Source organism: Rhodococcus sp. (in: high G+C Gram-positive bacteria) (assembly GCF_049299235.1).
Classification (GTDB): Bacteria; Actinomycetota; Actinomycetes; order Mycobacteriales; family Mycobacteriaceae; genus Rhodococcus.
In genome coordinates, this window is the sequence record NZ_JBAQXC010000332.1 from 1 (window position 1) to 15,544 (window position 15,544).

The window sequence follows — 15,544 nt, forward strand, 5'->3', positions numbered from 1 at the left end:
GTTCCGAAGGCCAAGCCCGGTGGGCTGGCCATGAAGGGCGGCCTCAAGGCACCCGGCGCCAAGAAGGCGGCGGCTCCGGCGGCTGCCCCGGCACCCGAGGCTGAGGCGGCTGAGGCGGCTCCCGTGGCTGAGGCACCGGCCACCGAAACCCCGGCAGCGCCTGCTGTTCCGAAGGCCAAGCCGGGTGGCCTGCAGATCAAGGGCGGCATCAAGCCGCCCGGCCGCAGGTAGTCCCCACAGCGCTCGAACAACGCGTACACCCCGTCCTGCCGCAGGACGGGGTGTACGGTTCTACATCTCGTGTATGCCCGGAGGCATGACGAAGTGGCCACTCGGTCGTGGACCTCGCGCGGCACGCGCGATCGCTTCACGCACACGAGCGACGACGACGTCCGGATTCTCCAGGTCAGCCCACACCCAGCGCACGACGACCCACCCCGCGTCGCGCAGGCGATCTTCACGCTGTTTCTCCCGGAACACCACTTCTTCCGCAGCGACATTCGCAACGCCGTCGCGGCGGTATTTGATGCGCCCGTCGAATTCACCGATCACACCGTGTTCGGGCAACAGAAAATCGACGCGCGCAAGCCACTGCCCCGCGCTCGAATAGATCGCTGCCTGAGACTGTGGAATCGGCAGACCCGAACGCACGAACAGCACTCGACTACGCGATTCGCCGACGCTTTCGCTGTGCCCGGACATGAATCGCAGAGCCCGCGTCGCCTTCGCATTTCCCGGGTGCGAGGGATTCCGGGAAAGAATCGCCGAGACGTCTGCGCCCGAAACGCCGGCGGCCCTCATCGCATGGTCGCCGGTGACCACTGCCTGTTCGAACGGCAACGTCCGTGCGAGATCGGCGACCGTCCGGGCTGCCGACATGACTGCCACCCGGCCGACGTGGACGACTTCATCAGCCTCGAAGTGTTCGGCGTGCAGAACCCGGCCGCGACCACGTCCATTTCCACCGCTAGGACCACACGTCAGATGTACGTCGTCGAGCGATGTTCGCCATAGGTCCAGGCCGTGCACGATCGCCGCGGACACATGACCGAGCACAGTCCCAGGCCGGGCGACGTGCGCTGCCGCAAGGGCACGGTACAGGTGCCTGCCCCGTTGGTCGGTCTCGGCGTACAGCCGCGTGGGCACGTAGACGACGCGGGTCAACCGGGTCCAGGTTCCCGTTCGACACAACCGCCGGATCTCGGTGTCGGTGACGCCCCGAGCATGAGCGTCACTACGCCGGATGATGTTCTCCAATTCCCCCATGACGACCAGGCTCGCGCATCAGCCCGGCGAAAACTTCCCCGACTGCCCCGCCGGACCAAATCTGTGGATGAATCAGCCGCCTGTGGATTGCAGTTCCAGCGAGGCGGCAAGCTGCGGCCACGAGCGCCGCAGTTCGTCCTGCCAGTACCCCCACGAATGAGTGCCCTCGTTCCGGAAATGGAAGGTCGCTGGAATACCGAGATCGTTCAACCGCCCAGCCAGCGCATGGGCACATACGTTGGTGGCCGCTTCGATGGTTCCGCCGACGACGATCTGATCCGCGAGCGGCGGCGACTGCGGGGTGCGCGGCAACGCCGGGTTCTCATGCGGGCCGGGAAGTCCCGTGCCATTCGAGATGTACAGGGACAATCCGCGCAGTCCTTCCGCGTTCAACGTCGGATCATGTTCCTTCCATCCCGGTCCGTCGAACGGTCCCCACATGTTCGTGGCGTCGATCTCCCCCATCATTTCGACGACGGAGCGAACATAGGTTTGCCCGAGCGGGGTGCTGGTCTGGGCGCATCCGCTGTACGACGCCGCGGCACGATACAGGCCCGGTGCCTCGATCGCCAGATTGAGCGCGGATGTTGCCGACATGGACAGGCCCGCGATCGCGTTGATTCCGTTCGCTCCGAGCACCTCGTCGATCACGGGTGGAAGTTCCCGGGTGAGGAAGGTCTGCCATCTCTGGCGGCCGAGTTTCGGGTCGTCCTGCTGCCAATCGGTGTAATAGGTGTACATTCCCTCGGCGGGTACCACCACGTTGGTGTTCTTGTCACCCATAAAGTCGAGGATGTCCGTCTGGTTCAGCCAGTTGGCACCGTCCTCACCCCCGCCCGCACCATTGAGCAAGTACAGCGTCGGCCGCGGAACACTCGCATCTGCGGGACGAATCACCTGCAATGGGATGACACGATCCATCGACGGCGAATACACGAATACATCCCACCTGTGCTCGTCGATCCGTTCGATGCGATCCACGACGGCAGGAGCGGATGTCTCCTGCGTTGTCACCGGAGCAGCAACCACGTCCCCTGGCACGGACATTCCGAACGCGAGAACCATGCCGACGCACAGTCCGGTACGGCGTAGCAAATCACTGCACATTGCCGAAAATTCCGCCTTCACGTTGATTGGTCGTTCAGAAGAACTGAACGTATCTGCCGATTTGGGTCATGCAAACCCACCGTCCACCAAAGCCTTGTTCAGAATAGGCACGATCGATTCGAGTGCCTCCGGCGACGTCATTCCCCAGTGCGTCGAAGGAACTGGAAAATTCCACACCGTGCCGGTGACCGCATCGCGCCACCCTGCCGCGCCTCGCGCTCCCGTCGGATCATCCCCGGCAGCGGTGAAGTAGACGACATCGCCGTCGAAGCGCTCGGGTTCATGCTGTGCCATCAGCTCGGAGTTCCGTTCGGCAGCGCCGAACAGCGTCGTCACTACCTGCTCCGTCCGCTCCGACGAGTAGCCGGTCAGCGACGCCAGAGCATCGACAATGCCCGCCACGCCGTCGCCGATCGTTCCTGGATCGAGACCGAAACCAGCGAGCACCTCACTGAACTGAACCTCCGCAACCTCCCCGGAGGCCAACTCCGCCCCGGTGAAGCTGTCCAACATGACCAGCAATTCCACACGAGCCCCGGACCGCTGGAGCTGGACTGCCATGGCATGCGCGATCACCCCGCCGAGCGACCACCCGAGCAGACGGTACGGCCCTTCCGGCTGCACCTTCCGAAGTTCGTCGATGTACCGTCCCGCCAACCGCTCCAGTGAATCCGGGTCGAATGATTCGTCCGAGACCGCCGGGGTCTGCAGCCCGTACACCCGCATACCGGAATCCAGCCGGCGAGCGAGTCCGGTGAAGCACCAGGAGAGACCGACGATCGGATGCACACAGATCAAGGGAATACCGGGCCCGTCGTCGCGCAACGGCAGCACCGGGCCGAACGCATCCGTTTCACTCCACTCCGCAGTCTCCGTAATCAGACCGGCCAAACCTTCGACTGTCGAATCCCGGAACAACAACTGCAGCGGGACTTCCGCGTTCAACTCGATCCGCAGCCGTGCGGTCACCTGCGTCGCTACCAGCGAGGTGCCACCGAGCGCGAAGAAGTCGTCGTCCAGACCGACACGCTCGACGCCGAGCACCTCGGCGAACGCCGCAGCCACGGCCTGCTCCGCCACATCGACCGGCGCCCGGAACTCGCGCACCTCCAGCACCGGCTCCGGCAACGCCTTCCGGTCCAGCTTTCCGGAAGCATTGAGCGGCAAACTATCCAGGATCACGAACTGCGTCGGAATCATGAAGGCCGGAAGTCTCCGCGCGACTTCGCGCCGGATCCCGTCGATGTGTAGATCCGCGCCCGGAACCGGAACCAGATACGCGACAAGACGATCGCCGAACACTCTCACCGCAGGAGCCGACACGTCCGCGATCCCATGCAGCGCGGACTCGATCTCTCCGAGTTCGATGCGCTGGCCGCGCAACTTCACCTGACCGTCGCTTCGACCCGCATACTCGAGTTGCCCGTCACGGCTCCACCGCACCAGATCACCCGTCCGGTACATCCGGTCGCCCACACCGTCGAACGGATTCGCCACGAATCGCTCGGCGGTCAACCGGGACCGGGCCGCATATCCGCGCGCCAACTGAACCCCCGAAAGATACAGTTCGCCGACAACACCGGCCGGTACCGGCCGCATCCGCGTATCGAGCACCCACGCATCCGTGTTCCACACGGTCGTACCGATCGGAACCTGCAGACCGCCGGCAGCCTCGTCGCCACAACGAGAGGTCGCCTGCATCGTCACCTCGGTCGGTCCGTACAGGTTGAGGACCCGAGCATCCAACTGCGCTCGCGCGCGCTGCGCCGTGGACACCGACAGCGCCTCACCACCGGCGAACACCAGCCGCAGCGCCGGAGTCGGATCGCCGACGACATCCAGCACGGCATCGAGAACCGCCGGAACGAACTGTGCGACCGTGACACCGAAATCTACGAGCGCGCGGGCCAGATACTCCGGATCGCGATGCCCGTCCGGACTCGCAATGGCCATCTGTGCGCCCGAGGCGAACGGCCACAGCAACTCCCATACCGACGCATCGAACGTTGCCGGAGTCTTGAGCAGCACCACATCCGACGATGTGAGCGAGAATTCATCTTGCATCCAGGACAACTGGTTGACGACTGCCTCATGCGAGACGGTCACCCCCTTCGGCCGTCCCGTCGACCCGGACGTGAACAGCACGTATGCGGCATTCTCGGGACGCAGCGGGCCGTGGCGCTCGTCGGCCAGGATCGAACCACCCGAATATCCGGACACATCGACAGCATCGACGTGCACGACGGTCCGTGCGGTGTCGATTCCGCTATCGGACAGCGACAGGACGAGCAGCGGATTCGTCACGTCGAGCAGATAGGAAATGCGCTCGGACGGTTGCTCCGGATCCACCGGAACGTAGACACCGCCCGCCGCGAACACCGCGTGGAGCGCCGTCACCATGTCGAGTGACCGGTGCATCGCCACTGCCACCGGAATCTCCGGTGCCACACCCAGCGAGATCAAATGCCGGGCAAGTCGGTTCACCCTCGCCCCGAAGTCCGAATAGGTGAGCACCGGCGCACCGGCCGCGATCGCCACCGCCGCCGGCGACCGCTCGGCCTGCGCAGCGAGCAGGTCCGGAACGACTCGCCGGTGCACGGGGACCGCGGCGCCTCGACCCGATGCCAGTACCATCCGGCGCTCGTCGGCGCCGAGCAGTTCGAGGTCGCCGACCCGAATCTGCGGATCATCGATCACGCCTGACATCAGGCGCCCGAACCGGTCAGCGAATCCGACGATCGTCACCTCGTCGAACAGGTCCGTGGCATAGGTCAGATCCGCAGCGAACCCGCCGTCGGACGTTTCCGACAACGTGAGCTGGAGATCGAATTTCGCCAACGGCATATCTGCTTCCACCGCGGAAACCGTCAACCCCGGCAACTCGAATCGTGCCGGGCTCATGTTCTGCAACGTCAGCATCACCTGGAACATCGGGTTCCATGCCGTGGACCGTACCGGTTCGAGCGTCTCCACCAATCGCTCGAACGGCACGTCGGAATGACCGAACGCTCCCAGATCCACCTCGCGTACCCGGCGCAGCAACTCTGCGAACGGCTCGTCCGCGGTGATTTCCGTGCGCAACACCAACGTATTGACGAACATTCCGATCAGATCGTCGAGGGCACGCTCCCCGCGGCCCGCCACCGGAGTACCGACCACAATGTCACCGGAACCTGAGAGACGCGCCAACAACGATGCAAAGATGCTGTGCACCACCATAAACCGCGTTGCGCCGAATTCAGCAGCCAACGCATCGATTCCGGAAACGGCAGCGGCACCGACCACGAACCGATGGGAGCCACCACGATGCGACGCGACGACCGGTCGCGGACGATCGGACGGCAGCGCCAGCACGTCGGGCATCCCCGCCAGCGCATCGCGCCAGTACGCCAACTGACGCGCGATCGTCGAATCGGGGTTCTCGTCGGATCCGAGCACGGCACGTTGCCACAGTGAATAGTCCGCGTACTGCACGTCGAGCGGCGTCCACGACGGCTCCTCGCCAACCACCCGCGACGCATACGCAACCATCACATCCCGCGCCAGCGGACCCATCGAGAACCCATCGGCCGCAATATGGTGCACCACCACGACCAATACATGCTCGGCATCCGAGATTCGCAGCAACCGAATCCGCAGCGGCGGAGCTTCCGTCACATCGAATCCGGCGCCCAGATACCTGGCAGCAGCCTCCACCAGATCCGATTCCGGCACCGACTCGACAGCCAACTCACATCGCGCCTGCGCCGACGGAACCACCACCTGCACCCCGACGCCGTCGACATCCGGATAGTAGGTCCGCAGAATCTCGTGCCTGGCCACCAGATCATCGACCGCACAACGCAGTGCGTCGACATCCAGCACACCCGACAATCGGATCGCCGCCGGAATGTTGTTCACCGCGGATTCCGGATCGAACCGGTTCAAGAACCACATCCGACGCTGCGCCAACGACAACGGAATTCGATCCGGACGCTGCTGCGCCACCAACGGCGCCACCCGTCCCGAACCGGCACTCACCGCGACCCTGGCCGCGAACGCCTCCACCGTCGACACTTCGAACAACGTCCGCACCGGCACCTGCGTATCGAGTGCCTCACCGACCCGACCGACAACACGCGTGGCCACCAGCGAATTACCGCCGAGCGCGAAGAAGTCGTCGTCCGCTCCGACCCGTTCGACTCCGAGCAGGTCCGAATAGACCGCAGCAACGATCTCTTCCACCGGTGTCGACGGAGCCCGGAAGTCCGTGCCGCCGAAGGTCGGTGACGGCAAGGAACGTCGATCGAGTTTGCCGTTGACAGTCAGAGGAAGGGCATCGAGCGCGATGTACGTGGCGGGAACCATGTAGCTCGGGAGCTGCTGCGCGAGTGCATCCCGCACCGGGATCGAGTCGAAATCCGATGCCCCGCACTCGGGCACGACATACGCGACCAGTCGATCACCGGTCAGATCGTCGTGATGTGCTACCACGACAGCGTGGGCGACGGAATCGAGTCGTCGCAGAGCCGATTCGATCTCGCCGAGTTCTATGCGGAAGCCCCGGACCTTGACCTGGAAGTCGGTGCGGCCACGGTAGCCGAGGGTGCCGTCGGAGTTCCATACGACGAGGTCTCCGGTGCGGTACAGCGTCCCTGCCGTGTGGCCTGCGACAAACGGGTCCGCGACGAACCTCTCGGCGGTGAGGTCCGGCCTGCCGAGGTATCCACGCGCCAATTGCGTACCTGCAAGGTATAATTCGCCGGGAACGCCCACCGGCACCGGACGCAGACGCGCGTCGAGTACCCGGACCCGTGTGTTCCAGACGGGACGACCGATCGGAACGTCGAACGAATCGTCCTCGCTCACGCGATGCCAGGTTGCCGACACCGCGGCTTCGGTGGGCCCGTACAGGTTGTACAGCCCGGTGTCGGGGTTCGCGGCACGGAAGCGGCGCGCGACGTCGGGGGCGAGCGCCTCGCCGATGGCGAGGACGCGGCGCAGCGACGAACCGAGCGGACCGTTCGCTAGTGCCGTCAGCGCGTCGAGCATGGACGGCACGACGTGAAGTGTCGTGATCCCGTACCGACGAATGGTGTCGATCAGATAGGACGGGTCTCGATGACCGTCGGGGTCTGCGACGACGAGGCAGCCACCCGAGACGAGCACCGACCAGAATTCCCACACCGACAGATCGAACGTCGACGCGGTCTTGAGCAGCGCGGAATCCGTCGGACCGAGTCCGAAACAATCTGCCTTCCATAGCATTTGATTGGCGACGGCACCGTGGGTGACGGCGACACCCTTCGGCCGCCCGGTGGAACCGGATGTGAAGATCACGTACGCGGTGTGTGCGGGAGTCAGTGAGGCGAGCCGCTCGTCGTCCCCGACCGGGCCGTCGGGCAACGCGTCGGAGTCGCCGTCGTCGATCACGATCGTGACCCGGCCCGTGGTTATTGCGTCACCACGACTGGTGAGCACGCAGGCCGGATCCGCCGCCCCGAGGATGTACTCGGTCCGCTCGGTCGGCTGGTCCGGATCCAGTGGGACGTAGGCGCCGCCGGCCTTGGCCACCGCGTACATGCCGACGAGCAGTTCGACGGACCGACGCATACCGAGTGCCACTCTGGTCTCCGGGCCGACACCGGCAGCGATCAGCCGTCTGGCGAGGCGGTTGACCCGAGCATCGAACTCGCGGTATGTGAGTTCGATGCTGCCGCACCGCAGGGCGATCGAGTCCGGTGCGGCGGCGACCTGCGCATCGAACAACGACACGAGGGTGTTCGCGGGCACGGGGCGCTCGGTGTCGTTCCACTCGGCGACGATCCGGCGACGTTCGACGTCGTCGAGGATGTCGATATCCCCGACAAGCGCCTCGGGCGTGGCAACCGCGGCGCGCAGGACCCGCACAAATCTGTCCACCAGACCGACCGCGGTGGATTCGTCGAACAGGGCGGTGGCATACGTGAGATAGCCCGCGATGCCATCGGGTCTGCCCGCATCGTCGTAGTGATCCTGGACGATCCAGTGCAGATCGAATTGGGACGTGCGGTGGGCCAGGTCCACGAGGGACACGTTCAGGTCCGGCAGTTCGAGCGTGCCCTGAGCGACGTTCTGAAATGAGAAACCCACCTGGAACAGCGGGTGCCGTGCGGTGGAGCGCTGCGGGTTGAGTACCTCGACGAGCCGTTCGAACGGCACATCGGCGTGTCCGAACGCGCGAAGGTCCGCGTCACGGACGGCGCGCAGCAAGTCGTCGAACGTCATCTCGTCGGCGACCCTCACCCGCATCACGAGGGTGTTGACGAACATTCCGATGAGGTCGTCGAGTTGCTGCTCGCCGCGGCCCGCGACGGGTGTGCCCACTGCGATGTCGTCGCTGTTCGACAGCCGCGCCAGCAGCACGGCAAGCGCCGCATGCACGGTCATGAACAGGGTGGCGTGGTGTCGGCGGGTGAGCTCGACGAGTTGTGTGTGCAGGTCCGCGTCGACGGCGATGTCGACGCGCCCGCCCGCATACGACTGCACGGCAGGTCGCGGCCGGTCGGTCGGCAGGTCGATCTGGTCCGGCAGTCCCGCGAGCGCGCCACGCCAGTGTGCGAGCTGGCGTGCGATCAGCGAATCGGGATCGTCCTCGGATCCGAGCAGGGTCCGCTGCCACAGCGCGTAATCGGCGTACTGCACCGGCAACGGTGCCCACGCCGTCACTTCGCCCGCCCGGTGCGCCGCGTATGCCGCGAGCAGGTCACGGATCATCGGGGCGATGGAGAAGCCGTCCGCCGAAATATGGTGCACAACCATTGCAAGCACGAAATCGTCTGCGGCGAGCCGGAACAGTCGCATTCGCAGCGGAACTGCCGTGGTGACGTCGAACGGCCGGGTCGTGAACGACGTGACGAGTTCGGTGAGTTCCGCCGATCCCGCGTCGACGACATCGATATCCGGTACGCCGGTCGCGGACGGAAGAACCACCTGCGCTGGACCGTCGGCGGTATTCGGGTACACCGTGCGCAGCGACTCGTGCCGATCGACGACGCTTGCGACCGCTGCGCACAGCAGGGCCGCGTCGACAGGCCCGGTGAGCCGGACCACCATCGGCAGGTTGTAGGCGGACGAGTCGGGTTCGAACCGGTTGAGGAACCACATGCGCTGCTGCGCCAGCGACAGCGGAATCCGGTCGGGCCGGGCCCCGGCGGTCAGCGCCGGCCTGGCCCCGGTTCCGACAGTGTGGGACACCGCTGCGGCGAGCGACCCCACCGTCGGGGTCTCGAACACTGCGCGGACCGGGACGGTCGTGTCGAGTGCGGCACCGAGACGAGCGACGAGTTGTGTTGCGCTGAGCGAGTTTCCGCCGAGCGCGAAGAAGTCGTCGTCGAGGCCGACCCGGTCGACGCCGAGTAGGTCGGCGTACACGTCGGCGACGGTCTGCTCCACGGGGTTTTCCGGGGCGCGGAACGGCCGGGATTCGAACTCCGGGACGGGTAGCGCGCGGCGATCGAGTTTGCCGTTCGCGGTGATCGGCAGCGCGTCGAGCACGAGGATCTGCGTGGGCACCATGTAGCCGGGTAGTTCGTCGCCGAGTCGGTCGCGCAGTCGCTGCGGGTCGACGTCGTGCCCGCCCGCGGCGACGACGTAGCCGATGAGCCGGTCGCCGGTGCGGGTGTCGGAGTGGAGCACGACGACCGCGTGCGCGACGTCGCCGCCGCGGGTGAGGGCCGATTCGATCTCACCGAGTTCGATGCGCAGTCCGCGTACCTGAACCTGGGCGTCGCCGCGACCGACGAAATCGAGCTCTCCGGATACGGTGCGCCGCACCAGGTCTCCGGTCCGGTACATGAGCCCGCCGGTGAACGGATTCGCGACGAACCGGGCCGCGGTGAGATCGGGCCGCCGATGATAGCCGCGCGCGAGTCCTGCCCCCGCGAGATACAGCTCGCCGATGACACCGTCGGCGACGGGGTGCAGCCTCCGGTCGAGAACGACCGCGCCCGCACCGTCGATCGGTGCGCCGATGGTGACGACGTCGCCCGGCGACAGCGGTGCGGTCTCGGTGATGATGATGGTGGTTTCGGTCGGCCCGTAGCTGTTGACGAACCGGCTGTGGGCACCGAGACGCTCGACGAGTTCGGGTGGGCAGACATCGCCGCCCACCACGACGGCCTCGAGGTCCGGGAAGTCGCCGGTGACGGTGCCGAGCGCGGCGGGGGCGGTGATGATGTGCGTGATGTGTTCGCGGCGGATCAGCTCGCTCAGTTCGCCGCCGCCGACGATGCCGGGTGGCGCGACGACCAGGGTGGCCCCGGCAGAGAACGCGGCGATCTGCTCGAACACCGACGCGTCGAAACTCGACGACGAGAAGCGCAGCATTCGTGATGCGCTGGTCAACCCGAGTTCGGTGCGGTGCCCGGCGGTGAACGCGGCGAGACCACGATGCGTGACGACGACGCCCTTCGGGGTGCCGGTGGAGCCGGACGTGTAGATCATGTAGGCCGCCGACGCAGCGGTGATCGCCGGGGTGAGCGGGGTATCGGGGTGATCGGCGGCGTCGGCGGGGGTCAGCCACGGGATCTCGGGCGGGCCGTCGCCGAGGCCGAGGCGTGCCCCCGAATCGGCCAGCAGGTAGGCGATGCGCGCCGCGGGCAGCGCCGGGTCGACGGGGACGAACATCGCCCCGGTCTTGACGACCGCCCACAACGCCACGATCGCGTCGATCGACCGCGGGAACGACAGTGCCACCGTCGTTTCCGGGACCACGCCGAGACCGACCAGTTTGTGCGCGAGCCGGTTCGAGGCGCGGTCGAGTTCGGTGTAGGTGAGGCTGCGGTTGCCGTCCGTCGCGGCGATGCCGTCCGGGTTCGCCGCCACGCCGGCGGCGAAGATGTCCGGCAGCAACCGCACCGGCAGCCTCGCGGGCACCGCGTCGGCGCGAGCGCGGGCGGTGTCGGCATCGTCGAGGATCGGTAGGTCGCCGACCACACCGTCCGGGTCGGCGACGACGGCCCGCAGCAACCGCACCCACCGTTCGGTGAGCGCCACAGCGGTCGCGTCGTCGTACAGGTCGGTTGCGTACGTCAGCGACGCCGCGAGACCGCCGTCGGTGTCGTCGCGCAGGGTGAACTCGAGATCGACCTTGGCGACGTCGACACCGGGATCGACGGGTTCGACGGTGAGACCGGGTAGTTCGAGGATTCCGGTGCCCTGATTCTGCAGCGACAACGTCACCTGGAACAGCGGTGCGTGGGCCTGCGAGCGAACCGGATCGACGGCGTCGACGACGTCCTCGAACGGGATGTCCGCGTGACCGAACGCGGCGAGGTCGGTGTCACGCACCTGGTCGAGCACCCGCCCGAACGCGGCGGCCGGGTCGACGTCGGTGCGCAGCACCAGGGTGCCGACGAACATGCCGACGAGGTCGTCGAGTTCGGGGGCGCCACGTCCGGCGACGGGTGTGCCGATGCTGACGTCGCCGGTGGGCCCGAGCCGGGTGAGCAGCACCGCGAGGGCCGCGTGCAGCACCATGAAACGGGTCGCGCGGTGGCCGCGGGCGAGGGCGTCGAGGGCACGTACGGTGGCCGGGTCGATGCGGAAGTCGGTGCGGGCGCCGCGCTGCGAGGCGACGATCGGGCGTGGCCGGTCCGTCGGCAGGTCGACGACGGCGGGTGCGTCGGCGAGGGTTCGCGTCCAGTACGCGAGTTGTCGTGCGGCGAGCGAGTCCGGATCGGCGGGATCACCGAGGACACCGCGTTGCCAGATCGCGAAGTCCGCGTACTGCACAGCGAGCGGTTCCCAGGCGGGGGCGGCGTCGGCCAGGCGTGCGGTGTAGGCGACGAGAATGTCGCGGGCCAGCGGCACCGTCGAGGCACCGTCGGCGGCGATGTGGTGCACGACCACGACGAGGACGTGCTCGTCGTCGGAAATCCGGAGCAGCGCACCGCGGATCGGTGGTTCGGTGGTGACGTCGAATCCGCGCGACAGCACCGCGAGCATCTCGTCGCGCACCGAACCGGTCGTGACGCGGCGCGGTGTGACCGCAAGGTCACAGAAAGCCGCGTCCAGCACGACCTGGTGTGGGCCGGTGTCGGTCGCCGGGAACACCGTGCGCAGGCTCTCGTGCCGCGCCACCACATCGGCGACGGCAGCGGAGAGTGCCTCGATGTCGAGCCGGCCGGTCAGCCGCACCGCGACCGGAATGTTGTAGACGGGCGAATCCGGATCGAACCGGTTGATCAGCCACATCCGCTGCTGCGCGGGAGAGAGCGGTATGTGGGCGGGCCGGGGCTGTGCGGTCAGGGCGGGACGCTGCGGCAGCGACGACGCGCCGACGGCGGCGGCGAGCGCCGCGACCGTCGGGTTTTCGAAGATCGTCCGCACCCCGAGCGCGGGATCGAGCCGCGAGACGACCTTGGTGGCCGACAGCGAGTTGCCGCCGAGCGCGAAGAAGTCGTCGTGGGCGCCGACGCGGTCGAGGTCGAGGACCTCCGCGAATGCGGCCGCCACCCGACGTTCGCCCGCGTCGCGCGGCGCCACGAATTCGCTTGCGGCGAAGACGGGTTCGGGAAGCGCACGGGTGTCGATCTTGCCGGCGCCGGTCCGCGGGAACTCGTCGACGATCGTGATCGCGGACGGCACCATGTACGCGGGCAGCGAGTGCGCGAGGTGGCCCGCCACCTCGGCGGGTTCGAGCGCGACACCGGCGACCGGAACGACATAGGACACCACGGTTCCGGTCGCCGGGTGCGGGACAGTGACTGCGGCAGCGACACCTCGGTGGGCGGTAAGAGTCGCGTCGATCTCGGCCAGTTCGATGCGGTGGCCGCGCACCTTGACCTGGAAGTCGGTGCGGCCCAGATAGTCCAACTGGTGATCGGCGGTCCAGCGCACGAGGTCGCCGGTTCGGTACAGCAGTCCGGGCGCGAACGGATTCGCGACGAACCGGGCTGCGGTGAGGGCGGGCCGGGCGTGATAGCCGCGGGCGAGCCCCGGACCGTGCACATACAGTTCACCCGCGGTACCGGGGGGCACCGGGTTCAGCCGTGCGTCGAGGACGACCGCACCGGTACCGAGTACCGGCGTACCGATTCCGACCCGCGTATCCGCCGCCATCGGCCCGAAATGGGTGGCCATGACGGTGGATTCGGTGGGTCCGTACGCGTTGAACATCTCCCGGCCCGGAGCCCACCGCCGGACGAGCGCGGGCTCGCATGCCTCGCCGCCGACGACGAGGACGCGCACCCGGTCGAGGTCGGCCGGGTCCACGGTGGCCAGCGCTGCCGGCGTGAGGAACAGGTGGGTGACCGACGCGAGGTGCTCGGCGAGTTCGGTACCGCCGTACACCTCGGTGGGGACGAGCACGAGGGTGGCTCCCCCACCGAACGCCATGAACATCTCCAGCAGCGAGGCGTCGAAGCTCGGTGACGCGAACGCCGCGACGCGGTCGCCCGGACGCGCCCGGTAGCGCCGCTGCTGTTCGGCGACGAACGCGCCGAGACCGCGATGGGTGACCACGACCCCCTTGGGGACGCCCGTCGATCCGGACGTGTAGATCAGGTAGGCGGCCTCGTCGAGACGCACCGCCGACCGCGGGACCGGAACCGGATCGCCGGTGCCGTGCGGAGACATCCAGGTGACGGTGTCCGGGAGGGTGTGCTCGGCCGCGGCGATTCCGATCCGGGCCCCCGAATCGGTGAGCATGTGCTCGATTCGCGCACGCGGATATCCAGGGTCGACGGGCAGGAAGGCCGCTCCGGTCTTCGCGACGGCCCACAGCGCGAGCACCGAGTCCACGGACCGCGGCAGCGCCGCCGCCACCACCGAGCCGGGTATCGCGCCGGCCTCGATCAGATTGTGCGCGAGCATGTTCGACCGCCGGTCGAGCTCACCGTAGGTGACCGACACGTCGCCGGAGATCAACGCGACCGCGTCGGGATCACGCGCGGCGTCGGCGAGCAACTCCGGCAGTGTCCGATACGGCGCCGGTTCCGGTGCCCGCAGCACCAGCGCGCGTTCGACATCCGAGAGCAGGTCCAGATCGCCCACGGCGGCAGCGGGTTCGGCCACCGCCCCGGCCAGCACCCGCAGGTACCGGTCGAGCAGGCCGGCGGCGGTGGTGTCGTCGAACAGGTCCCGCGCGTACGTCAGCGCGACGGTCGCATGGTGCTCGTGTTCGGTCACCACGAACTCGAGATCGAACTTCGCGATCCCGGCATCGACCGGCAGAAGCTCGATTCCGAGTCCGGGCAGCGACACGGACGACGGCCGCGGGACCTCGAGGGCGAGGACCGTCTGGAACAGCGGGTGATGCGAGGTGGCCCGCGACGGCGCAAGCGCCTCGGCGAGTCGCTCGAACGGCAGGTCGGCATGCGCGTACGCGGCGAGGTCGGTGTCGCGGACCCGCCCGAGCAGGTCGGTGAACGAGTCACGGGCGGCGACGCGGGTCCGCAGCGGCAGGGTGTTGACGAACATGCCGACGACGTCGTCGAGGTTCGCGTCGCCGCGCCCGGCGACCGGAGTGCCGACCACGATGTCGTCGGTGCCGCTCACGCGGGTGAGCAGCACCACGAGGGCGGCATGCAACACCATGAACAGGGACGCGTCTCCGGCCCTGGCGAATTCGGACAGGCGGCCATACAGTTCCGGATCGACGGTCACCGAGACGGTACCGCCGCGGAACGTCGGCACCGTGGGCCTGCGCCGGTCCGTGGGTAGGTCCGACACGTCGGGTGCGTCCGCCAGCGTCTGTCGCCAGAACGCGAGCTGACGACTCGCCGCCGATTCCGGGTCGGTGCCCGATCCCAGCAGATCCTGTTGCCACACAGCGAAATCGGCGTACTGCACGGGCAGTGGAACCCAGGCCGGTGCGGCGTGTTCGGCGCGCGCCGCGTAGGCGGTGACGAGGTCGCGGGCCAGCGCCTGCATCGACCATCCGTCGATCGCGATGTGGTGCACGACCAGGACGACGACGTGTGCGGCGTCGTCCGCGCGCACCGCAGGGTCGCTCTCACGCAGTACCGTCAGCGCGACCGGCGGCGCCGCGGTGACATCGAATCCGCGCCCGACGATCGCGCGCAGGCGTTCCCCCAGCGCACCGCCGAGCGGTTCGACGACGAGGGCGTGCGCCACCTCTGCGGTAGGCACAATGTCCTGGTACGGGCCGTCTTCCGAGTCCGGGTAGCGGGTGCGCAGCGTATCGTGC

4 protein-coding genes are annotated in these 15,544 nt (G+C 67.5%); 1 reads left to right on the forward strand and 3 read right to left on the reverse strand.

The window, feature by feature from the left end; genetic code table 11:
* Positions 1–231: hypothetical protein (locus WAX14_RS20780; RefSeq protein ID WP_422629940.1), on the forward strand; the 231-nt coding region annotated here is incomplete at its 5' end.
* 60 nt (positions 232–291) lie between these two features.
* Here the strand turns inward: WAX14_RS20780 and WAX14_RS20785 are convergent.
* The 3 genes from WAX14_RS20785 to WAX14_RS20795 all read right to left on the reverse strand — a co-directional run bounded on the left by WAX14_RS20785 (position 292) and on the right by WAX14_RS20795 (position 15,534).
* Positions 292–1,266 (reverse strand): type IV toxin-antitoxin system AbiEi family antitoxin domain-containing protein, encoded by a 975-nt coding sequence (locus WAX14_RS20785; protein WP_422629941.1) that lies wholly within the window; start codon positions 1,264–1,266, stop codon positions 292–294.
* Between the two features lie 72 nt (positions 1,267–1,338).
* Complete coding sequence (locus tag WAX14_RS20790; protein WP_422629942.1) at positions 1,339–2,331, reverse strand: alpha/beta hydrolase; 993 nt, start codon at positions 2,329–2,331, stop codon at positions 1,339–1,341.
* A 108-nt stretch (positions 2,332–2,439) separates the two neighbouring features.
* The gene (locus WAX14_RS20795) at positions 2,440–15,534 is read right to left on the reverse strand and encodes an amino acid adenylation domain-containing protein (RefSeq protein WP_422629943.1); all 13,095 of its coding nucleotides are present in this window, start codon (positions 15,532–15,534) and stop codon (positions 2,440–2,442) included.
* Between the last annotated feature and the right edge of the window lie 10 nt (positions 15,535–15,544).

Bases quoted from the DNA above. Each gene is read 5' to 3' on its own strand.
- WAX14_RS20785 (WP_422629941.1), bottom strand. From the start codon at position 1,266: ATGGGGGAATTGGAGAACATCATCCGGCGTAGTGACGCTCATGCTCGG.
- WAX14_RS20790 (WP_422629942.1), bottom strand. From the start codon at position 2,331: ATGGTTCTCGCGTTCGGAATGTCCGTGCCAGGGGACGTGGTTGCTGCT.